Source organism: Streptomyces sp. NRRL S-350, assembly GCF_000719705.1.
In the GTDB taxonomy this organism is placed as follows: Bacteria; Actinomycetota; Actinomycetes; order Streptomycetales; family Streptomycetaceae; genus Kitasatospora.
Window position 1 is genome coordinate 24224 of the sequence record NZ_JOHO01000019.1, and the last position, 22043, is coordinate 46266.

The window sequence follows — 22043 nt, forward strand, 5'->3', positions numbered from 1 at the left end:
CAGCGGCCCAACCGGCGGTGGTGCACGGGCAGCAGCTGTCCGGGGAGCGGAGCGGCCACGGGGAGCGGATCGGCTACGGGCAGCGGATCGGCTACGGGCAACGGCTTCGCGGATCGGCTGCCGACAGCGGCCCTCGCCGGACCGCCTGACGGGTCGCCGCGACGGGCTCCGCCGCCGAGGCCGTCACCCTGGGGTCGGTCGTCCGGCGGAATTCTCTGTTAACGCTCACAGAACCTTTCCGCGATCATCCGACACGGTGACAGAAAAGCGCAGGTCAGCGGGCTGACGGCCAGCCAGCTGCCCTGTTGACGCGCACATGGGCGGCTCGTACGCTCCGGGGCACCGGATCCCCGGCCAGTCGAACTCCCCATCGGAGCAGCGATGTCCAAGCCCTTCCCGCGCCGCCCCCTCGCCCGGACCGTGCTCGCCGGCGCGCTCGCCGCGGCCGCTGCCCTCGGCGGCCTGATCGGCGTGCCGGCCGCGCAGGCCGCCCCGGCCGCGCCGACCGCGCCGACCACCTCCGGCGGCGGGTCGCTCGCCGTCCTGGCCTACAACGTCGCCGGGCTTCCCCAGGTGCTGTCCAGCGCCTCGACCGACCGGCAGTCCAGCACCACCGCGATCGGCAGCCGCCTGACGCCGTACGACCTGGTCAACGTCCAGGAGGACTTCAACTACCACGCCGCCCTCTACGCCGCGGACTCCCACCCCTTCCGCACGCCGACCAGTGGCGGCGCGGGCATCGGCAGCGGGCTCAACACCCTGTCCGGTCTCGCCTACGACACCGACGACTTCGAGCGCGTCAAGTGGAACGACTGCCGGCTGGACTCCGGCGACTGCCTGACCCCCAAGGGCTTCACCTTCCTGCGGGCCCGGCTGGCCGAGGGCGTGTACGTGGACGTCTACAACCTCCACGCCAACGCGGGCACGACCACCGGGGACGAGGCCGCTCGCGCCGCGAACCTGGCGCAGCTCACCGCCTACGTGCGGACGCACTCGGCCGGGAACGCCGTCATCGTGATGGGCGACACCAACACCCGCTACACGCGCGCCGACGACACCATCGCCGCCTTCGCCGCCGACAACCGACTCACCGACGCCTGGGTGCAGTTGGAGCGCGGCGGGGTGGCACCGGCACGCGGCGCCGACCCGCTGCTGTGCGACCAGAACGCGATCACCGACACCTGCGAGGTCGTCGACAAGGTCCTCTACCGCAGCAGCGCGCTCGTCTCGCTCAACGCGACCTCGTACCACAACCGGCACGCCGACTTCCTGGACGGCGCCGGCGCGATGCTCTCCGACCACGACCCGATCGCCGTCGGCTTCGACTGGACCCAGAACCCCGCGTACCGGGCGAGCGAGCAGTTCGGCGGCCCGCACGGCGACCACTTCACCGACATCGACCAGGTCCCGGCCGGTGCGCAGGCCGCCGCGATCGGCCTGCGGGCGGGCGACCGCGTCGACCAGGTCCAGCTGACGCTCGGGAACGGCACCACCCTCACCCACGGGGGCTCCGGCGGCACCGCGTCGACGCTCGGCCTGGGCAGCGGCGAGTACGTCAGCGCCGCCACCCTCTGCCAGGGGTCCTACCAGGGCCACACCCGCATCTTCTACGCGAAGTTCACCACCAGCCTGGGCCGGTCCCTGGCCGGCGGCACGACCACCGCCGACTGCGTCACCCGCACCGCGCCCGACGGGTGGCAGGTCGCCGGCTTCGACGGCCGCGCCGGCGACGGGGTCGACAAGCTCGGCTTCCTCTTCACCCGACGCTGAGAGACGAGAGATGAACGACCGGAACGTCAACGCCATGGACCGCCGCCGCTTCCTGCGGAACTCCGCCGGCGCGTCAGCCGGCCTCCTCACGGCGCCCACGGCCCTGGGCCTGCTGGCGAACCCGCAGCAGGCCGCGGCGGCGCCCGCCGGGCCGGCCCAGGCCCTCCCCTTCGTGGACGACTACGCGACCAACACCATGGTCGACCTCACCCCGGAGGGGAACGCGGCCGTCCGCATCCTCACCGGGATGAACCGGCTCTGGAAGACGGGCGGCTCCTGGAACACCGGCTCGCCGCTGACGGCCGACATCCTCCGCGCCAACGTGCGCTACTGCGTGACGACCACCACCCGGCGCACCGCCGCACAGGCCCGGGAGGCCTTCGTCTACGACCGCCAGCACCAGAGCCACGCCGTGATCGCCGGTCTCGGCCCGCTCGCGGACCTGTACCGCGGCGGCGCCAAGGCCGTCACCTCGATCACCACGGCACCCGACTCCACGCCGCCCGCGCAGGTCGACGACGCCGTCCCGGCGGGCGCGCCCGCCGGATCCCGGATCGGCCCGGGAGCCGTCGACTCGGAACTGGGGCAGGTCGTCACCCTCGTCAACACGCTGCGCGGACCGCACGCCTCCGGCAACCCGGCCAAGTACGCCTACCGGTACCCGCGCCCCTGGCGGCTCACCGAGGACAGCACCGTCGTCGACACCGGCACCACCGACGCCCTCGGCTACCCGGTCTACGACTCCCAGGTCGTCGTCGCCCCGCAGCTGCTGCGTCAGCGCAGCACCTCCCCGGCCGACGACGGCGGCTTCGTCAGCGGCCACACCAACGCCTTCCACCTCGCCGCGCTGGCCCTCGCGTACGCGGTGCCCGAGCGCTTCCAGGAGCTGATCACCCGGGCCTTCGACCTCAGCCACACCCGGATCACCGCGGGCATGCACTCCCCGCTCGACGTGATCGGCGGCCGGATCCTCGCCACCGCGCTCGCCGCCGCCACCCTGGCCGACCCGCAGAACGCCGCCCTCAAGGCCGCCGCCCGCAGCCAGGCTGCCGCGTACTTCCGGTCCCGGACCGGCACCACGGCCGACACCCTGTACGCCTTCGCCCACTCCGCCGCCCCCGCCGAGGACCCCTACGCCGACCGCGAGGCCAACTCCGAGCGCGTCACCCCCCGCCTGACGTACGTCCTGCGCCGCCGCGGCCGCGAGGTCCCGATGACCGTGCCCAAGGGTGCCGAGGTGCTGCTGGAGACCCGTCTGCCCTACCTCGACGCCGCCCAGCGCCGCGAGGTGCTGCGCACCACCGCCCTGCCGGCCGGCTACGTGCTGCTGGACGGCCCGGAAATGTGGGGGCGCCTCAACCTGTTCGCCGCGGCGGACGGCTACGGCGCGTTCGACGATGACGTGACCGTCGAACCGGACGCCGCCCGCGGCGGGTTCGACGCGGCCGACACCTGGCGCAACGACATCGGCGGCCGCGGCGGGCTCACCAAGCGCGGCACCGGCACGCTCACCCTGACCGGCACCAACCGCTACGCGGGGGGCACCGCGGTGGAAGCCGGGGTCCTCACAGCCGCCTCGCGCGACGCCCTCGGCCGCGGCGACGTCCGGGTCCGCGGCGGCGCCCTGCGACTGGACGCCCGGCAGGGCTCCGTCCGGGTGCGCGGCGCGTACCTGCAGTCGGCCGGGGCCGGCCTGGAGGTGACGCTCCACCACCACCGCGCTCCGGCACTGGAGGTCGGCGGCCGGGTGACCCTGGAGCCCGGCGCCCGGCTCACCGTCCGGCCGTCGGACGTCCGCGACCTGGGCCCGGACGTGGTGGTGCCGGTGATCGGCGGGCGCTCCCTGCAGGGCGGGTTCGACAGCATCACGGTCGACGCCGACGGGTACCGGGCCACGCCGCTGTACACCCACACCGGCCTCTCGGTGCGCCTCACCCGCTGCTGACCGGACCGGGGGCGGCCGGTTCTCCGCGTCGGCCCGGCTGCGAGCGCCGGGGTGGCGGACCAGGTCAGTTGGTCCAGCTGAGCGGGTAGTTGACGATCGGCCGGAACGTCACGCCGTGCGCCTCCATCTCCGCGCGTGCCACGACGGACATCTCCTTCAGCCCGTCCATCTGCCGCGCGTGCTCCTCGGAGTCCCAGACGCCGATGTGCACGATCGTCCCCTCCGGCGAGACGCCCACGTAGTGGCGAATGAGCCCCGGCAGCCGGTTGATGGCCGGGATCAGGTACTCCGAGGTCCTCATGTTCGCGGCGTCGACCTCGGCGAACCGGCTCGGGTCGAAGCTGCCGGACGAGACGCGGACGTACGCGGTCACAGGCAACGGCTCGGTCATGGCGATCCCCCACTTTCCGTGAATGCTGTTCTGAGGTCACATCAGAACACCAGGAGCACCCCGAAGCCAAAGGCAGCCCGCACCGGGCCAGTTGGTCAAGGCCTAGGCCGGGCCGCCTCCCGGTGCCGCCACCGCACCGGATCGTCCGCCTCGCCCCGCCGTGTCCACCCCTGCACCTCCGCCCGCGCCTCCGCCCGTGCCTCCGCCCGGGCCTCCGTCTGCACTTCAACCTGCGCCTGTGCCTGCGCCTGTGCCCCCGCCCGGGCCGGAGCCCGGTAGTCCGCGCAGGACAGCACCAGCATGTCGTTGTCGCCCGGCTGGAACTCGTACGCCACCCGCTCCACCCGGCTCGCGATCCCGTGCGAGGCCAGTTCGCGCCGCAGCCGCTCCAGCCCCTCGTAGCGGACCCGCGTGTCGTACACCATCAGCGGGAAGAGCCGGACTTCCCGACGCGCGACCCGCGCCAGCTCCAGCAGCGCCGCCCGGTGGAACTCCTCGCCCAGCCGGTTGCCGTACGAGAACAGCAGGTGCGAGCTGAGCACCAGGTCGAACGAGTCGTCCCCGAAGGGGAGTTCGGGCAGCGAGCCGGCGACGTAGCGGTCCGGGCGGGCGGCGATGTCCGCCCGGAAGACCCGGGCGTTCGCGATCCACCGGGCCACCATGTCGTCGGCGTCGGAGTACCACGACCAGGGGTAGTCCTTCGTCTCCTCGGCCAACAGCTCCCGCTTGAACGCGGTCTCCCGCTCGACCAGTAGGCCCAACTCCTCGCGGTGGTAGGCGTACTGGCGGTCCACCGCGACCGCGTCGATGCCCCGCCGCCCGGCTTCGGCGACGAAACTCGCCGCGCCGCCCGGGCAGTCCAGGATCCGCTGGTCCAGGTCACGCCCGGTGAGGGCGAACATCGCGCGGTACTCCTCGAAGGAGCGTGCGCTGACCAGCACGGTTCACCCCCTCCCGACGAACGGCATGGTGGTCGGCAGGACCACCAGCGACTGGATGTTGGTGTCCGGCGGCTGCGCGGCCATCAGCACCAGGGCCTCGGTGAAGCGCTCCACCGGGATGGTCGCCTCGACGGCCGTCGTGCCGTCGGCCTGCATCGCGGCGGGTTGCGGTCCGCCGTCGACGGGGGTGACGTTGCCCACGTCGATCTGCCCGCAGGAGATGCCGTACGGCCGGCCGTCCAGTGCGAGCACCTTGGTGAGCCCGAGCACGGCGTGTTTGGCGGCCGTGTAGGCGATGGAGTTGGGGCGCGGCACGTACGCCGACGGCGCGCCGTTGTTGATGATCCGGCCGCCCTTCGGGGTCTGGGTGCTCATCATCCGGAAGGCCTCGCGGGCACAGAGGAAGCCGCCGGTGACGATGGTGTCGAGCACCCGGTTCCAGTCCTCGAACGGGGTCTCGGTGATCGGCCGGCGCGGGGCGGCGGCGCCCGCGTTGTTGAACAGCAGGTCCAGCCGCGCGTACTGGTCGCGGACGGTGTCGAAGAGCCGGGCGACCTCCTCCGGGCTGCGGATGTCGGTGGGGACGGCGAGCACCCGGGAGGCGGCGGGGCCGGCGAGGGCTGCCGTCCCTTCCAGCGCGTCCTTGCGCCGCCCGGCCACGACGACGGTCCAGCCGGCCTCCAGCAGGGCCAGCGTGGAGGCCCGGCCGAGCCCGCTGCCCCCACCGGTAACGATCGCGACCCGCCCGTTCGGTGCGTTCACCGCGCCCATGCCTCCCCCTCGTTGACCCAGATCCGCAGCATCCGCCGGGCGTACCGGCCGGGTTCGTCGACGTACGGCGAACGGCCGTGCAGGACGCGGCTGTTGCGGATGATCAGCAGGTCGCCGGCGGCCATCGGCAGCCCGAAGGCGATCTCCGGGCGGTACAGCACCTCGTCCAGCACGCCCAACGCTTCCCACTGGCGGTCCGTCAGTTCCGGGCCGCCCCGGTCCGGCGAGGAACGGACGGTGCGGGTCTGGTAGTAGCAGCCGACCGTCCCCTCCTTCTGGTGGTAGAGGATCGGGGTGACCACCACCTGCGGGCCCGCCCGGCCGGCCCGGTCGAACGTCCAGTCCTCGCAGAGGGTGGCCAGGGCGTCCGGCCGCTCCCGCTCGATCAGGTCGTGGACGTGCCGCGCGCTCGCCAGCTTGGTCAGTCCGCCGCCGTCGAAGGCCGGCCGCAGGCAGAGCAGGACCAGCAGGTCACAGGTGTCGCAGTGGAAGCCGAGTTCGGTGTTGCCGTCGCCGTCCTGGTCGCGCAGCACCGAGGCGAGGTCGCCGCGCCCGTTCTGCGGGACGATCCGCCCGTAGTCCCGCAGCAGGAAGGAGAGCACCTCGGTGATCTGCCGCTCCGGGCGCTGTGGGTCGACCAGGCCGCTGACGTGGGTGATGCCCACCGAGGCCACGGCGTCCCGGACGAAGTCCCGCAGCCTGGCGCGCACCGGTTCGGCGGCGCCCCACCGCCCGGCCCGCGCGTCGGCCCAGAGCAGCCGCCGCTCCTCCTCCCCCAACGGGAGCGACCACATCTCCCGCCGGGCCTCCAACTCCAGGCTGCTCCAGCCGATTTCCTTCACCGCGTCCATGAGGTCCCCTCCCTACCGGCTGCCGGCCGCGACGGCCTTGGTCCACAGTTCCAGCGCCTCGTCGACCTGCCCGGCCGTGACCACCAGGGCGGGGGCCATCCGCACCACGTTGAGGTGGATCCCGCAGAGCAACAGCAGCAGGCCGTGCTCGGCCGCCGCCTGCTGGGCGCGCTTGGCGGCCTCGGGGTCCGGCGAGCCGCCCGGGCCGCAGAACTCGGCGGCCGCCATCAGCCCCACGCCCCGGACGTCGGCGATCCCCGGGGCCTCGGCGGCGACGGCCCGCAGTCCGGCGACCAGCCGCGCGCCCTGCTCGGCCGCGTTCTCCACCAGCCGCTCCTCGCGCAGCACGTCCAGGGTGGCCAGGGCGGCGGCGCAGGCCACCGGGTTCCCGCCGTACGTGCCGCCCTGGGAGCCGGGCCAGGCGCGCCCCATCAGCTCGGCGGGCGCGGCGATCGCGGACAGCGGGAAGCCGCTGGCCAGGCCCTTGGCGGTGATCAGCACATCGGGGCGGAAGCCGGCCCCGCCCGGACGGGCGTGCTCGTGGCCGTTCCCCTGGGCCTGCCCGCGGGCGTGCTCGTGCTGGTGGACGGGCTGACGGACGTGCCCGTGGGCGTGCTCGTGCTCGTGGGCCCAGAACCGGCCGGTGCGGCCGAAGCCGGTCTGCACCTCGTCCACCACCAGCAGGATGCCGTGCCGGTCGGCGCGCTCCCGCAGCCCGGCCAGGAAGCCCGGCGGGGCGGGGACGTAGCCGCCCTCGCCGAGCACCGGCTCGACGAACATCGCCGCCGTCTCGGCGGGCGCGGAGACGGTGGCCAGCACCTCGTCCAGGCCGCGCAGCGCATGCTCGACCGCCTCCTGCTCGGACAGCCCCAGCGACAGGCGCAGCCGGAACGCGGCCGGGAACGGCGCCACCGCCACCCCTGGCATCAGCGGGCCGATGCCCGCCCGGAACCGGGTGCCGGCCGTGGTGAGGGAGGCCGCGCCCATCGTGCGGCCGTGGAAGGAGCCCTCGAAGACGATCACGTTCTGCCGTCCGGTGGCGTGCCGGGCGAGCCGCAGCGCCGCCTCCACCGCCTCGGTGCCGGCGGTGGCGTAGAACAGCGAGTCCAGGCCGGGCGGCAGCACCTCGCCGAGCCGCTCGGTGAGGGTGAGCAGCTGATCGTGCAGCACGGTCGTGTACTGGCCGTGGATCAGCCGGCCCGCCTGCTCGCGGACCGCCTCGACCACCCTGGGGTGGCAGTGGCCGGTGCTGGTCACCCCCACGCCGGAGGTGAAGTCGAGGTACCGGCGGCCGTCGGCGTCGAAGAGGTGGAGGCCCTCGCCGCGCACGGCGACGACCGGGGTGGCCTGCCTGAGCACCGGGGAGAGCCGGGATACGGAAGCTGCCTGCACGGTGGATCCTGCCTTCACGAGTGGGTCCTGCTTTCGGAGTCGAGGGGGGACGGGCCGGCGGGCGGCAGGTAGCCGGCCTGGACGGCCCAGGCGAGTGCCGACGCCCACCACTGCGGGGTCGGGGCGGTGAAGCGGACGCCCAGCCGGTCGAGCACGGAGGTGGTGTAGGCGCTGTCCACCCGGACGTTGCGCTCCTCCTGCTGCGCCCAGGCGGCGGCCAGCCGGGCGGCCGTCGGGTGCCGCCGCTCGGCCGCGGCGATGGCGGCCGCGAAGGTCCCGTCGTCGGTGAGCCGCACCGGGTAGCCGTGCCCGGCGAGCCACCCCACCAACTCGTCGTGGGCGACCGCGTACGGCGATTCGACGTGGTACGCGCCGGGAGCGGCGTACGGGTCGAGGGCGATCGCGGCGATCCCGGCGGCCACCGTGTCCACGTGCGAGAACGCGAAGGAGGTGTCCGGCCGGCTCGGGGCCGCGCCGGCCAGCAGGTAGCCGCGGATCAGCTGGTAGACGCGGTTGTCGCCGATGTTCGCCTGGAAGGCGCCGGTCCGGCTGTGTGCGGCGATGTGGCCGCTGCGGTGCAGGTAGGCCGCGTGTCCGGTGGCGGCCCAGGCGCGGACGGCCTGCTCGGCCCGGTACTTGGTGCGCTCGTAGGGGGTGCGGAAGTGCTGGCCGATCCACAGGTCGGCCTCCCCGAAGCGGCGCGGTGGGCCGTCCACGCCGCCCGAGACGGCGAGCGTGGAGACGTGGTGGACGCTGGCCTGAGGGGTGTTCTCGCCGATCCAGGCGAGCAGTCGGCGCACCGCCGTGTGGTTGGTGCGTTCCAGTTCGTCGGGCGAGGCCACCAGCCGGACGTCCGCCGCCGCGTGCACGACGACCTGCGCGGCCCGGGCGCGGGCCAGGCCGGCCGGGGAGAGGCCGAGGCCGTCCCGGTCGACGTCCCCGGCGACGGCGTGGGCTACTCCGGGGCCGAGGCGCGCGCGGGCCCCGGCGTCGTCGGCGGCCCGCACCAGGCAGGTGACCTCGGCGCCGCGCCGGAGGAAGGCGTCCAGCAGGTGGCGTCCGAGGTAGCCGGTGGCGCCGGTGAGCAGCACCCGGGCGGGTTCGCGCACCGCCGCCCGGGCGGCCGGCGGTACACCCGCGTGCAGCAGCTGTCCGGAGGTGGAGAGGGGGACGCGGACGGGGCGCGGGACGGCCCGGGCGAACGCGGTGGCGGCAGTGGCCGCGCGGGCCGCGGTGGCCGCGGTGGCTCCCTCCCGCGCCTCGGCCGGGCCCCCGTCTCCCGTCTCGACCGCTTCGGCTTCCCCGGCGGCCAGTGCTGCCACGGCCCGGGCGAAGGCGGTGGTGATCCGCTCGGCCCCGGGGTGCGACAGGCCGGGCCACCCGTACACCAGGTCGGCGACCAGCCGTTGCTCCACGATCCTTGCGGTGAGCCGAAGTCCGTACAGCGGGTCGCCGCCGGCGCACCGTGCCACGCCGGCCTGCTCGGCGGCCGCCGTCCAGTCCAGCGCGGGCTCCTCCGGCAGCCGGAAGGTGCCGAGGAAGTTGAACCCGACGGCGGGCCGCGGCCCGGGCGCGTCCATCGCGCGGACGGGCGCCTCGCGCAGCCGCCGCGCCGCTGCCCCGGGGCCCACCCCGGCGTCCAGGCCGACGTGCTTGACGGCGGTGAACCAGCCGACGGTGTCCAGGAATTCGCCCGCGTCGCCGAGGGTGTCCCGGCCGTGGGTCTCGACCTCCACTGCGAGCCGGGGTCGGCCGTACCAGCCGGTGACGGCGTCGGCGAAGGCGGCGAGCAGGACGGCCTCCAGCCCGGCCCCGCCGCCGTGCCGGGCGACCAGCCGGGCGGTGGCGTCCGGGTCGAGCGCCCAGCTGAGTGCGGCGGGTTCGGCCCGGACGGCGGATTCGGCCCGGACGGCAGGTTCGGCGCCGCCGGTCGGGCCTTCGGTGGCGGCCACGGCGGGTGGGGCCGCCGCCGCCCACGCGTAGAAGTCCGCCGTCGGCGGCAGGTCGGCCGGTTTCCGGTCGAGCGCCGCCCGGTACGCGTGCGCCAGGTCGTCGAGCAGGATCCGCCAGGACAGCCCGTCGACCACCAGGTGGTGCGCGATCAGCGCGAGCCGGTCGTCGGTGCCGGGCGGTCCGGTGAACAGGTGGGCACGCAGCAGGCGGCCGGCCGACGGGTCGAGGCTGCGGTGGAGTTCGGTGCAGACCCCGGCGACGGTGTCGGCGAGCGGGCCGGCCTCGCGCGGGATCCGGGAGTACGAGACCGGGGCGAGCTCGGCCACCGGTCGGGGCTCGCCGTAGCCGTCCGGGGAGAGCGGTCGACGCAGCGCCGGGTGGCGTTCCAGGACGGCGGCGACCGCCGCCGACAGCGCCGCCGGGTCGACCGCCGTCCGGCACCGCAGCAGGACGGACTGGTTCCAGTGCCGCACGTCCTCCAGTGCTCCCTGCCGGTACAGCCAGCGTTGCGCCGGGGCGAGTCGGCCGCTGTCGGCGCCGGTGCGCGGGCCCGGGACGGACGGGGTCGCCGGGGCGGACGGGGTCGCCGGGACGGCGGCCGACGCCAGGCCCTCCGCCGTCGGGTGCCGGTAGAAGTCCTCGTGGCCGACGCGCAGGCCCGAGCGCCGCAGGAAGGCGATGGTGCGCATGGCGAGGATGGAGTCCCCGCCGAGGCCCAGGACGTCGGCGTGCGGCCCGACGGCGGGCAGGCCGAGCGCGCCCGCCCAGAACCGGGCGATGTCCGCGGCCAGGCCGGTCGCCCCGGCGCCCGACGACTCGGCGCGGGCCTCGACCAGTTCGGCGACCAGCTCACCCAGCCGCCCCCGGTCGAGCTTGCCGTTCGGCCCGACCGGGAAGTCCGGCAGCACCAGGATCGGCTGCGGCACGGAGTAGCCGGGCAGCCGGTCCCGCAGGTAGCCGGCGAGGGCTTCCGGCCCGCCGAATCCGTCCGACGGCTTTACGGCGCCCAGCAGTTGGCTTCCGACGGCGGTCTCCCGCAGCAGCACGGCCGAGCGGGCGACGCCCGGGTGGCCGTCCATCGCCCGCTCGATCTCGGCGAGGTCGACCCGGTAGCCGCGGACCTTCACCTGGCGGTCCACCCGGCCCAGGAAGACCAGTGCGCCGTCCGCCCGCCGGCGGCACCGGTCACCGGTGCGGTACATCAGCCGGCCGCCCCGCCGGACGAAGCCTCGGGCCGTCTCGGCCGGCCTCCCGAAGTACCCGGCGCTGACGCCGCGGCCGCCGATGAGCAGCTCCCCCACGGTGCCGTCCGGCACCGCGCGCCCCGCCCCGTCCACGACGGTGAGGAGCACCTCGCCGATGCCGGTGCCGATCGGCACGGTCGGTTCGTCGGCGGGCAGGTCGTGGGCGGCGGCGGCGAGCAGGCAGGCGGCGCCGACGGTGGTCTCGGTCGGGCCGTAGTGGTTGGCCAGGCGTGCGGTGGTGCCGCCGTCGAGCAGGGCGGCGGCGAGCGGGCGCGGCAGCGGCTCCCCGCCGAGCAGCAGGGTGTGCAGCGGCGGGGTGTCGGCCGGCCGGCCCTCCAGCAGGGCGGACAGGTGCGAGGGGGTGGTCTTCAGGACGTTCACCCCGGCGTGCCGGAGCGAGGCCCAGAAGGCCTCCGGGTCGCGGACCGCACGGTCCGGGACGACGTGCACCGAGCCGCCGGTGGCGAGGGCGAGCAGCCAGGCGGTGTGGCCGAGGTCGGCGGCGAGCGTGGTGACGTGCCCGGTGCACGGCGCGTCGGCCTCGGTGAAGGCGAGCCGCCCGGCCAGCGCCTGCGCGTAGTGCACGGCGTTGGCGTGGGTGACGGCGACGGCCTTGGGCTCGCCGCTCGACCCGGAGGTGAAGGAGAGGTACGCGAGGTCCTCTCCCAGCACCTCGCTCGGGCGCGCGGCCGGCTCCGGTGGCGCCCCGGCGCCCACCGGCTCCCTTGCGTCCACGGCCTCCCCGGCCGCCACCTCGCCGCCGAGGCCGACCTCCACGGCCTCCCCGGCCGCCACCTCACCGCCGAGGCCGACCTCCACCACCTCCCCGCCGAGCCCGGCCTCCGTCGCGAGCACCCGCCCGACCCCTACCGCCGCCAGCCGCCGCGCGAGGTCCGCCGGGGACCAGTCGGGGTCGGTCAGGACCGCCGCCGCGCCCGAGCGCAGCACCCCGTGCAGGAGGACCAGCATCCGGGCGTCCCGGGGGCCGAGCAGGGCGACCCGGTCCCCCCGCCCGGTGCCGGCGGCGGCGAGCCGGGCGGCGATCCGGCCGGCCGCGGTGTCCAACGCGCGGTAGTCGACCGTCCGGGCGCCGTCGCTCAGCGCGGGCCGGTCCGGGTGGGCCCGGGCGAGGTGGTCGAGGAGTTCGGGCAGGGAGCGGGCGGGGCGTGCCGGGTGGACGGACGCAGCGGACGCAGCGCACCCAGCGGACGCGTTGGACACAGCGGTCGAAGTGGAAGGAGTGGAAGGACTGGAAGGAGTGGAAGGACTGGACCGGACGTGCCGCGTCGCGGAGGTCACGCCGATTCGTCCCCCGTCCGGCCCGCCCGGACGGGCCCGGCGACCACCCCCGGGTCCCCCGCGAGGTACCCGCCCAACTCCGCCCGTTCGGGCAGCCGTCCGGCCAACTCCCAGGCCAGCATGCGGTGCAGGCCGTCGAGGTGGATCAGCCCGGCCCGGACGGCCAGGTCCCCGTAGTCGGAGTGGTCCACCGGGGCGGTGCTGAGGAAGACCGGAGTGAGCGGGGACCACCGCAGCAGCCGCAGCTTCGCCGAGCACACCGGGTTGGCGGCCGCCCAGGCGTGCCCGCCGGCGCGGATCCGGTCGGCGGCCTCGCCGACCGTCAGGCCGGAGCGCGGTACCAGTTCGAGCCGCCCGCCCTCGCTGAGGTGCCAGGGCAGGACCACGCCCAGGACGTCCGACCGCGCGAGCCGGACCCACCACCAGCCGCCGGGGATGCGGTCGGCGCGTTCGAGGTTCTCCTCGCCGGCCGGGTTGCTGTTCGCCTCGTGGGTCCGCTCCACGGGGTGGTCCCGCAGGTAGGCGCGGTGGACCTCGGGGTAGGCGACGGCGGTGACGATCTCCACGGCAGTGCTCCTCAGAGGGTTCCGGTGTACTCGGTGAAGTGCCGTTCCGCGAACAGTTCGGGCCACTGGCCGTCGGCCAGGTCGAGCTCGCGGGCGCGGGCGAGCATCTGCCGCCAGTGCGGCTTCACCGGCCGCCAGCGCGCGCCCACCTGGCAGTAGGAGGCGTCGATGAAGTACCGGGGGCGGCCCGGCCCGTCGGGCGCCGGCCTGCGGGTGTGGAACAGCGCCGAGTTGAGCAGCACGGTCGAGCCGGGCGGCAGCCGGTCGATCACCACCTCGCCGGGCAGTTCGCCGGTGCCGTGGTGGGCGAAGGCGGCCTTGCCGACAGTGCTGCGGTGCGAGCCGGGCAGCACGGCGAGGCCGCCCACCTTCTCGTCGAGTCCGCCGAGGTAGTGCAGCGCGTGGACCATCAGCAGCGCCGGGTCGGAGCGGTCGTTGGGCTCGCAGTCGTGGTGCCAGGGCTTGCCCGGGATCCCCGGGTCCTGGCGGTCGCTGTGCAGGTGGTGGAAGACGAAGGACGACCCGAGCAGGCGGGTCAGCGTCCCCATCAGCGGTGGGTGGGTGAGCAGTTGGCCGTGCGCCGGCAGCTCCAGTTCGAGCAGCGGGGGCGGCCCGTGCCGGGCGGGGTCGGTGCAGGCGGCGATCGACCGGGCCCTCAGGCCCTCGTCGACCCACCGGTCCACTTCGGGGACGAGCCGTTCGCGCAGCGCTTCCGGCACCAGGCCGGGCAGGACCAGGTACCCGGACTCCAGGAACTGGCGGTGGTAGCCGGTGTCGAGGGTTTCACGCCCTCCGGACGACAGGGTCACCGTACCGACCCCCTCCTTCCGTTCTGCGGGACGAACAACGGGTCACGCGGCGAGCAAAGGGGCACACGGGTCCGTCCAGACCTCGGGGTGGCGGCGGCGCGTCCGTCACAGGAGCCACGGCCGCCACGACTGAATCGCGATCACCACGAAGAGACACGCTTCGATCACGCAAGGTAGTCCGCCCCAGGAGTATGAACCGGTCTGCGCGTCCACGACAAGACCAAAGCCGACTCGTGGACGCCTTCCCGCCACCGTGCCGTTCAGCTCCGGCCACCAGTCGATTCCCGCCCCACCCGGAACTCCGGACCGCTGCCGCCCCGGTGATTCGCCGCCGGAACAGCGGATGCGGCAGAGTGAGCCCATGAGCTCGGACACCCGGAGTCACCCCACCACCGGACGGATGGGCCAGTCCGCCCGGCGTCGCCCGGTCCAGCAGCGCAGCCAGGAGCGGTACGGCCGCATCCTGGACGCCTGCGCCGGGTTGCTGGACGAGGTCGGGGCGACCGCGCTCACCACCAAGGAGGTCGCCCAGCGCGCCCAGGTGCCGATCGGCACCCTCTACCAGTTCTTCGCCGGCAAGGAGGACCTGCTGGCCGCGCTCGCCGGCCGCAACCTCGACCGGTACCTCCAGCGCCTCGACGCCCGGCTCGCCGCCGCCGCCCCGGTCGACCCGGCCGCCTTCACCGACCTCGCGGTGGAGGAGTTCGTGGCGATGAAGCGCACCGTGCCCGGATTCGGCCAGGTCGACTTCGGCCTGGCCGGCCCGGTCGTCCCCGCCGGAGTCCGGGACGACCGGCACCTGCTGGACACGGGCGTGGACAACAACACCGCCGTCGCCCTGCGCCTGCAGGCGCTCGGCGGCGACCTGTTCCGGGCGGGCGACCCGGCGGCCACCACGCTGACCCTGCGGGTCGCGCTGGAAGCCGCCGACGCGGTGCTCAAACTGGCCTTCCGCGGCGACCCGGACGGCGACCCGGCACTCATCGCCGAATGCAAGCGGCTGGTCCGCGGCTACCTCGCGCAACGACTGCCCGCCCGCTGACGCCCGGCCCGCGGCGCCCACGCGCCGTTCGGCGCCCGGCGGCCCCGCCGCGCCCACCGGGCCCGTCCGCCCGAGCCGTTGCGAGCCCGCCGCCCCCGCAGCACAGTGGATAGCGGAACGGCCGCGAAGACGGCCCGCTCCGACCCGAGGAAACCCGAGGAGCAGACCATGCACGCAGCGGTAGGCGACCAGCTCCACATCCACAGCAGGTCGGTGGGCATGGTGGACCAGAAGGGCGAGATCATCGAAGTGCGCGGCACCGACGGCCAGCCGCCGTACGTGGTCCGCTTCGAGGACGGCCACCAGGGCCTGGTCTACCCCGGCCCCGACTGCAACATCGAGCAGCGCCAGGCGGGACGCTGACCGACGCCCCCACCGCCCCGCCCTCCACCCGAGCGAGGTGGTGAGGAGCGGTGTCCGCCCCCACGACCCCCCTGCCCGGGGCACTCGCCGGGCTCGCGCCACTGCTGGACCACTACGGGTACCTCGCGGTGGCGCTGCTCGTGCTGCTGGACAACTGCGGCATCGCGGTGCCCGGGCAGACCATCCTGGTGCTCGCCTCGGTGTACGCGGGCGCCGGACACCTCGACTTCGCCGCCGTACTGCTGATCGCGGCCGCCGCCGCCACGATCGGCAACAGCCTCGGCTACCTGATCGGCCGCACCGGCGGGCGCGCCTTCGTCCACCGCTGGGGCCGCTACGTGCTGCTCACCCCGGCCCGGATGGAACGCGCGGACGGCTTCTTCGAACGGCACGGCGGCAAGGTCGTCACCGTCGCCCGCTTCGTGGACGTGCTGCGCCAGACCAACGGCATCATCGCCGGCACGACGGGGATGCCCTGGCGCCGCTTCCTGCCGTTCAACGTCCTCGGCGCGGTGCTGTGGACGGGCGTCTGGGGCACCTTCGGCTACCTCGCCGGGGCCAACATCGGCGCCGTGTACCGGACCGCGATCCGCTACCAGCTGTGGTTCGCGATCGGCCTCGGGGTGCTGGTCGCGGCGTTCCTGCTCCGGCAGGTGCTCCGCTACCGGCGCCGGCGCCGCGAGGGTGCGGGCGCCGACACCGACGCCAGCTCCGCGGCGCCGGGCGGTGGCAGTGGCAGTGGCGGGACAGCCGCCGACGCCGGTACGGAACCCCACGCCGGTGCGGAACCCGATGCCGGTCCGGAACCCGACGCCGGTCCGGAACCCCACGCCGGTCCGGAACCCCACGCCGGTCCGGAACCCGACGCCGGTCCGGGTACAGGCGGCGGGACCGACCCCGGTGGGGCGGGCTGACTCAGCGCAGCGGGAACACCTCGAACGGCGCCGCGAACCGCGTCCCCAGCCGGCTGCCCGCGCTCCGGCCGAAGCCCTCGAGGAACTCCCGGGCGTCCGCCATCGCCCCGCCGAGCCCGGCCAGGTACGCCTTGTGCTCCTCCAACGAGGCGACGCCCAGGTCGAAGTGCTCGCTGGTGTCCACCGCGTGCTTCGACTCCGGCGAGCCCGCCGCCCAGATCTGCCGCACGCCGTTCCACGGCTCGTGGCCCTCCGCCAGCAGCTCGCGGAACACCCAGCGGTTCCCGGCGTCCCGGACGCCGTCCAGGGTGGCCCGGCCGACCGCGATGTGGTCGGCCTGGTTGAGGAACACCCCGCCGTAGGTCTCCCGGAAGTTGCTGGTGATCACGATGTCCGGTCGGTGCCGGCGCACCGCGCGGGCGATGTCCCGGCGCAGCGGCAGCCCGTACTCCACCACGCCGTCCGGGTGGCCGAGGAACTCGACGGTGTCCACGCCGACCACGCGCGCCGAGGCGATCTGCTCGGCCTCCCGCAGCGGCCGGCACTCGGCGGGGTCCATCGAGTCGATGCCGGCCTCCCCGCTGGTGGCCATCACGTAGACCACCTTCTTGCCCTGGGAGGTCCAGCGGGCGACGGCCGCGGCGGCGCCGTACTCCATGTCGTCGGGGTGCGCGACGATCGCCAGCGCGGTCTGCCAGTCCTCGTCGAGGGGCTCGAAGGGTGCGGGGGCCTGCTCGCTCATGGTGGTCTTCCCTCTCGGTGCGGCTCACGGTCGTACGCTCGTACGCTCGTACCGCAGGTGACTCTAGAAGACCGGCGTCCCCCACGCACCGTCAGACACCTTCCCACCTGGCGGCCTTGACCCTGACGCACGGGTCAGGGGTTAGCGTCCCGGCACTCGGCGCGGCACCGTCCGCCGCCTCCCCCTTCTTCCCGAGGAGCGCCGCCATGGCCCTGCCCACCACCGCCCGTGTCGTCCGGCTGACCGCCGAGCCGGCCGGGCTGCCCGCACCCGAGGACTTCACCGTGGCCGAGGAGCCGCTGCCGGCTCCCGGCGCCGGGGAGGTGCTGGTCCGCAACCGGTCCTTCCTGGTCTTCCCCGGCCTGCGCACCCTGATCGGCGGCGGGGGCTCAGGCCTGCCGCTGCCGCACCTCACCCCGGGCGACGCGCTGTTCGGGCCGGCCCTCGGCGAGGTGCTGGCCGCGCCGCAGGGCGGGCCGCTGCACCCGGGGGACCTGGTGACCCACATGTACGGCTGGCGGGACCACGCGCTGGCCGACGCCGGGCACTTCACCCCCGTCCCCGCGGACTTCCCCGAGCCGACGGCCCTGCTCTCCGTCGCCGCGGCCGGCTACGGCGGGCTGACGCGCGGCGCCGGGGTGCGCCCGGGCGACGTGGTGCTGGTGACCGGCGCGGCCGGCGGGGTCGGTACGGTGTCCGGGCAGGTCGCCCGGCTGCTCGGCGCCTCCCGGGTGATCGGCACCACCCGCTCGCCCGCCAAGGCGAAGCGGCTGACGGCCGAACTCGGCTACGACGCGGCGCTGGTGCCCGGCGAACGGCCGCTCGCCGAGCAGTTGGCCGGGGCCGCTCCGGACGGGATCGACGTCGTCCTGGACCTCGTCGGCGGCGAGCAGCTGACCGCCGCCGTGGACGCGGCCCGGCGCGGCGCACGGTTCGCCCTGGTCGGCGCGCTGGACGGCCAGTTCGCGCCGGACCGCCGCGGCGGTGACGCGCCGGCCGTGATCGACAGCTTCCGGGTCGTCACCCTCGGCCTGACCCTCAGCGGCTACACCCACCTCGACCACCCGGACCTCGGCGCCGAGTGGCGTGAGCGCCTGGGCGCCTGGCTGCGCGCCGGGGAACTCACCGTGCCGTGGAACCCGGTCGCGGGCATCGATCGCGCTCCCGCAGCGTTGACCGAGCTGTTCACCGGCGGCACGTACGGCATGACCATCGTGGAACTCTGAGCGGGGAGGCACAGGCATGCGGATCGGCGACGCGGCGGCAGCGGCGGGCACCACCCCCAGGGCGCTGCGCTTCTACGAGCAACGCGGCCTGCTCCGCCCGCCCGCCCGCTCCGCCTCCGGCCAGCGCGAGTACGGCCCGGCGGAGGTCGCCCGGGTCCGGGCGATCCGCCGGCTCCTCGCCGTCGGCCTGACGGTGGAGGACGTGGTCAGCCGCGTCCACCGCCTCGACCTGATCGACCAAGACCCGCCGGGCCGCTGCTCCGACGACCCCGGCCCCGAGACCTTCGCCCCCGTGGTCCACGCCCGCCTCGCCTCCCTCGACGCCGAGATCGCCCGCCTCACCGAGCTGCGGGACAGCCTCGCCCGGCACGTCACGCCGAAGGCCCCGCACGGTGGGCAGCCGGAGTCGACCGGCCGCCACCTCGCGGGCCGGTCAGGTCGGCTCGGGGGCGAGCCGGGTGTCGGCCGGGGCGTCCCGGGCGGCGGGCCAGCTGATCCGGGTGGCGCAGAGGGAGACGACCGCGGCGGAGGCCGCCACCGCGGCCATGCCCCAGACCAGGCTGGTGGCACCGGCGACGAAGCCGATCACGGCGGGGCCGGCGAGCAGGCCGGTGGTGCCCATCGCGGCGACCAGGGAGAGCGCGTCGGAGCCCTGGCGGGCGGCGGCGACGTAGACGCACGGGGTCACCGCCGCCACCCCGAGGCCGACGCAGGCGAAGCCGATCAGGGTCGGCACCAGCCCGCCGACCGCCAGGGCGAGGGCGAGGCCGAGGCCGGCCAGCAGGCTGCCGGTCCGCACGATCCGGCCGTCGCCGAAGCGGGTGCGCCAGCCGTCGGCGAAGACCCGGGCGCACACCATCATCACCGAGACGACCGCGATGCCCAGCGGGGCGAGGCCGGCGCCCGCGTCCACGACGTCCTTGAGGTAGAGCGCCGACCAGTCGTTCATGGCGCCCTCGGTGACGGTGCCGAACACCATCGCCAGGCCCATCCAGAGCGTCGCGACGGTGGGGAGCGCGAAGCCCCGGCGCCCCTTCCTCCCCTGCGCCGTGGCGGAGTCCGGCGTGGCGGCCTCCTGTGTGACGGCCTCCTGCGTGGCGGCCTCCTGCGGGCCGTCGGCCAGCAGTCCCGCCCGGGCGGTGGCGACCAGGGCGGCGAGCAGCACGGCGGCCAGCCCGAAGTGCACCGCGAGGGTGCCGGTGAAGACGTTGACGCCGGAGGCCAGCAGGGCCGCGAGCAGCGAGCCGGCGCTGAAGGTGGCGTGCAGTCGGGACATCGTGGTGCGCTCGAACCGGGCCTCCAGAGCGGCGCCCTGCGCGTTCATGGCGACGTTGAGGCAGCCGACCGCGACGCCGTCGCAGAACAGCACCAGCAGCGTGACCGGGTAGTTCGGCACCACGGACAGCGCGAGCAGGATCACGCCGAGGGCGAGCGCCGACAGCACCGAGAGCAGGCGGGAGCCGAACCGCCGCATCAGCACCGCCACCAGCGGGAAGGACACCGCCGCGCCGATGCCGCAGGTCATCAGCAGCAGGCCGATCTGGGCCTCGCCCAGATCGAGCCGGGCCTTGAGCGCGGGCACCCGGGACACCCAGGTCGCGTACTGGAATCCGAGGACGAAGAACAGCGCGCCGATGGCCAGTTGGGACCGGCGGAAGTCGTCGCGGACGGGGGACATCGGCATCAGCCCACTTCGGCTCTGGTTCGGGGCCCGGGGATCGGGTCGGTGGAGTGCGGCAGCGGCCGGGCCGGGGCGGGCTCCAGCGGCATCGCCATGTAGACCGCCCGGGAGCCGTAGCTCGCCGGCAGCTCGATCTCGGGCCGGGCCCGGTAGCCCAGCGGGGCCCACAGCACGTGCGAGCCGCGGACGGCGACCAGGGAGACGGTGCGGTGGCCCGCCGCCCGGGCGGTGTCCTCCAGGTGCCGCAGCAGCCGGTGGGACAGTCCCCGGCCGCGCAGGTCCTCGGAGATCACCAGGTCGTGGGCGTGCAGGTTGGTCGGCCGCGCACCGCCCCCGCCCCTCTTTTCGCCGTCCCCCTCCTCGTCCTCGCTGCGGCTGAGGTCCGGGCAGCGGCCCAGCGGGTACGGCAGGGCGAGCAGGTAGCCGCCGAGGCCGCCCGCGTGGTCCAGCACGAAGCAGGTGTCCGGCGAGGCGCGGTGCCGGGACTGCAACGCCTCACGGCCCTCGGACAGGCCGCTGGCGGCGTAGGCGCGCTCCTCCAGTGCGACCACGCCGTCCCAATCGTCCTCCCGGAGCAGCCGGATCCGGATGTCGGTCATGCGGTGCCTCCCTCGGGGCGGCTGTCGGTGTGGGGGCCGGTGCCTGGTCCGGTGCGGGTGCCCGTTTCGGTGCCGGCCTCCTGGGCGGTGGCGGCGTCGGTGCCGGTGCCGGTGTCGGTGTCGGTGTCGGTGCCGGTGCCGGTGTCGGTGCCGGTTCTCCGGCCGTCGCCGGTCCCGCCGATGCAGGTGTACGGCAGCGGCGCGAAGCCGTTGAACCCTCGGGTGGCGTAGGCGGTGGCGTACGCGCCGCAGGAGTGGATCCAGACCGGGTCGCCGGAGCCGATCGCGTGCGGGACGCGCACCAGGCCGCCCTCCTGGGCGTACGCGTCGTCGCTGTCACAGGTCGGCCCGGCCACCACGGCGTTGACGAACCGGCCGCCGGGGTCGGTGGGGAACTCCAGCTGGTACTGCAACTGGTCCATCTCGTAGAGGCCGTTGAACTTGCCGCAGCTGAGGTAGAGCCAGTCCTCCCGGCCGCCGTCGAGCCGGTGGCGGGAGGTGAGCCGGGCGACGTGCGCCCGGATGGCGCCGTGGTCGGCGACCAGGTGGCGGCCGGGCTCCAGCAGGAACTCGAGCGGCCCCGCGTTGGCGGCGCGCAGCCGGTCCATGCCCTCGCGGATCACCGCGAACATCTTGTCCAGCGGCGGGTCGAGCGGCCGGCCGCGCCGGTCGAGGACGCCGAGGGCGGGCAGGCCGCCGCCGAGGTTGATCCGGTCCGGTGTGATGCCGCGCCGGTCGAGCGCTTCGAGGACGGCGGCCAGCGAGTCGATCGCTTCGGCCCAGGCCTCGGCGGTCATCTGCTGGGAGCCGACGTGCACCGACAGTCCGGACGGCACCAGCCCGGCGGTGCGAGCCTCGCCGAGCACCCGCACGGCGTCCTCGGGCGAGCAGCCGAACTTGTGACTCAGGCCCCACAGGGCGCCCTCGCCGGTGGTCGCGAGCCGGCAGAACACCCGTGAGCCGGGCGCGTGTTCGGCGATCGCGGTGACGTCCTCCAGGCTGTCGGTGGCGAAGTCGCGCACGCCCAGCCGGTAGGCCTCGGCGATGTTGCGGTCGGACTTGACGGTGTTGCCGTAGTGGATCAGTTCGGGGGAGACGCCGGTGCGCAGCGCCTGGACGATCTCCTGCGGGCCGGCGGCGTCGAAGCCGGACCCGAGCGCGGCGAGGTGGCCGAGCACCTCGTCCACCGGGCAGGCCTTCATCGCGAACCGGACGGCCACTCCGGGCAGTTCGGCGCGCAGGGCGGCATACTGGCGGCCGATGCCGTCCAGGTCGTAGATGATCCGGTCGTCGGTGGCGGCGGCGAGCGCCGTGCGGAGCGCGGTCCGGTCGTACGGGTCGGGGCCGGGTGCGCCGGTGTGGACCGCCGTATCGGTCGAGGCGCGGCGGGCGGCCGGCGCGGCCGGCGTCCGGTCCGCCGTCGCCTGGTGGGCCGACGTCGGGCGGGCAGCCTTCTCACGGGCGGCGCCCGGGTGGGTCGCGCCCGGGTGGGTCGCAGCCTGGTGGGCTGCCTTCTGCTGGGTCGTCTTCTGCTGGGCCGTGTT

The 22043-nt window shown here is 75.1% G+C and carries 18 protein-coding genes and 1 pseudogene; 7 read left to right on the forward strand and 12 right to left on the reverse strand.

Annotated features, from left to right (window positions below; all coding sequences use genetic code 11):
- Nucleotides 1-381: 381 nt before the first annotated feature.
- A complete protein-coding gene (locus IF30_RS0118830; protein WP_030239515.1) occupies nucleotides 382-1770 on the forward strand; it encodes a jacalin-like lectin in 1389 nt (462 codons plus the stop codon).
- Between the two features lie 10 nt (nucleotides 1771-1780).
- On the forward strand, nucleotides 1781-3715 hold the full coding sequence (locus IF30_RS0118835; protein ID WP_030239518.1) for a phosphatase PAP2 family protein: 1935 nt from the start codon (nucleotides 1781-1783) through the stop codon (nucleotides 3713-3715).
- A 64-nt stretch (nucleotides 3716-3779) separates the two neighbouring features.
- Here IF30_RS0118835 and IF30_RS0118840 read toward each other — a convergent pair whose 3' ends face one another.
- The 8 genes from IF30_RS0118840 to IF30_RS0118875 form a co-directional block, all read right to left on the reverse strand.
- Nucleotides 3780-4106 (reverse strand): hypothetical protein, encoded by a 327-nt coding sequence (locus IF30_RS0118840; RefSeq protein WP_030239521.1) that lies wholly within the window; start codon nucleotides 4104-4106, stop codon nucleotides 3780-3782.
- Between the two features lie 95 nt (nucleotides 4107-4201).
- On the reverse strand, nucleotides 4202-5047 hold the full coding sequence (locus IF30_RS0118845) for a class I SAM-dependent methyltransferase (RefSeq protein WP_030239523.1): 846 nt from the start codon (nucleotides 5045-5047) through the stop codon (nucleotides 4202-4204).
- 3 nt (nucleotides 5048-5050) lie between these two features.
- Nucleotides 5051-5818 (reverse strand): SDR family oxidoreductase, encoded by a 768-nt coding sequence (locus IF30_RS0118850; protein WP_030239526.1) that lies wholly within the window; start codon nucleotides 5816-5818, stop codon nucleotides 5051-5053.
- The gene (locus IF30_RS0118855; protein WP_030239529.1) at nucleotides 5806-6669 is read right to left on the reverse strand and encodes a TauD/TfdA family dioxygenase; all 864 of its coding nucleotides are present in this window, start codon (nucleotides 6667-6669) and stop codon (nucleotides 5806-5808) included. The genes IF30_RS0118850 and IF30_RS0118855 overlap by 13 nt, the downstream gene beginning before the upstream one ends.
- A 12-nt stretch (nucleotides 6670-6681) precedes the next feature.
- Nucleotides 6682-8061 carry an aspartate aminotransferase family protein gene (locus IF30_RS0118860; protein WP_030239532.1) on the reverse strand — a complete coding sequence of 460 codons (1380 nt, stop codon included), beginning with the start codon at nucleotides 8059-8061 and terminating at the stop codon, nucleotides 6682-6684.
- A gap of 14 nt (nucleotides 8062-8075) precedes the next feature.
- Nucleotides 8076-12479, reverse strand: coding sequence for an AMP-binding protein (locus IF30_RS50255; RefSeq protein WP_063752696.1), 4404 nt, complete (start codon nucleotides 12477-12479; stop codon nucleotides 8076-8078).
- Nucleotides 12480-12553: 74 nt separating this feature from the next.
- The gene (locus tag IF30_RS0118870; protein ID WP_030239538.1) at nucleotides 12554-13123 is read right to left on the reverse strand and encodes a DUF6309 family protein; all 570 of its coding nucleotides are present in this window, start codon (nucleotides 13121-13123) and stop codon (nucleotides 12554-12556) included.
- 11 nt (nucleotides 13124-13134) lie between these two features.
- Nucleotides 13135-13932, reverse strand: coding sequence for a phytanoyl-CoA dioxygenase family protein (locus tag IF30_RS0118875; protein ID WP_234322753.1), 798 nt, complete (start codon nucleotides 13930-13932; stop codon nucleotides 13135-13137).
- 361 nt (nucleotides 13933-14293) lie between these two features.
- On the opposite strand from IF30_RS0118875, the gene IF30_RS0118880 reads away from it, so the two are divergent.
- From IF30_RS0118880 to IF30_RS0118890, 3 genes are all read left to right on the forward strand, one after another.
- Entirely contained in the window at nucleotides 14294-14974 is a 681-nt protein-coding gene (locus tag IF30_RS0118880; RefSeq protein ID WP_234322754.1) for a TetR/AcrR family transcriptional regulator, read from the forward strand.
- Between the two features lie 168 nt (nucleotides 14975-15142).
- On the forward strand, nucleotides 15143-15337 hold the full coding sequence (locus IF30_RS0118885; RefSeq protein WP_030239545.1) for a DUF1918 domain-containing protein: 195 nt from the start codon (nucleotides 15143-15145) through the stop codon (nucleotides 15335-15337).
- A gap of 50 nt (nucleotides 15338-15387) precedes the next feature.
- Nucleotides 15388-16251, forward strand: a complete 864-nt coding sequence (locus IF30_RS0118890) for a VTT domain-containing protein (protein WP_063752697.1) — start codon at nucleotides 15388-15390, stop codon at nucleotides 16249-16251.
- Nucleotide 16252: 1 nt separating this feature from the next.
- Here IF30_RS0118890 and IF30_RS0118895 read toward each other — a convergent pair whose 3' ends face one another.
- A complete protein-coding gene (locus tag IF30_RS0118895) occupies nucleotides 16253-16993 on the reverse strand; it encodes a PIG-L deacetylase family protein (protein WP_030239551.1) in 741 nt (246 codons plus the stop codon).
- Between the two features lie 206 nt (nucleotides 16994-17199).
- Here IF30_RS0118895 and IF30_RS0118900 point away from each other — a divergent pair, with 206 nt between their 5' ends.
- Nucleotides 17200-18219, forward strand: coding sequence for an MDR family NADP-dependent oxidoreductase (locus IF30_RS0118900; RefSeq protein ID WP_030239552.1), 1020 nt, complete (start codon nucleotides 17200-17202; stop codon nucleotides 18217-18219).
- Between the two features lie 16 nt (nucleotides 18220-18235).
- Nucleotides 18236-18412, forward strand: a pseudogene (locus IF30_RS50600) (MerR family transcriptional regulator); the annotation flags it as partial.
- A 240-nt stretch (nucleotides 18413-18652) separates the two neighbouring features.
- Here the strand turns inward: IF30_RS50600 and IF30_RS48700 are convergent.
- Genes IF30_RS48700 through IF30_RS0118915 form a run of 3 tightly spaced genes read right to left on the reverse strand, consistent with a single transcriptional unit; the run spans nucleotide 18653 to nucleotide 21782 of the window.
- Nucleotides 18653-19897: an MFS transporter gene (locus IF30_RS48700; protein ID WP_030239554.1), complete on the reverse strand. Its 1245-nt coding sequence runs from the start codon at nucleotides 19895-19897 to the stop codon at nucleotides 18653-18655.
- Between the two features lie 5 nt (nucleotides 19898-19902).
- Nucleotides 19903-20499 carry a GNAT family N-acetyltransferase gene (locus tag IF30_RS0118910; RefSeq protein ID WP_030239555.1) on the reverse strand — a complete coding sequence of 199 codons (597 nt, stop codon included), beginning with the start codon at nucleotides 20497-20499 and terminating at the stop codon, nucleotides 19903-19905.
- Entirely contained in the window at nucleotides 20496-21782 is a 1287-nt protein-coding gene (locus tag IF30_RS0118915; RefSeq protein WP_078891518.1) for a type III PLP-dependent enzyme, read from the reverse strand. Before IF30_RS0118915 ends, IF30_RS0118910 begins: the two co-directional genes overlap by 4 nt.
- Nucleotides 21783-22043: the final 261 nt, after the last annotated feature.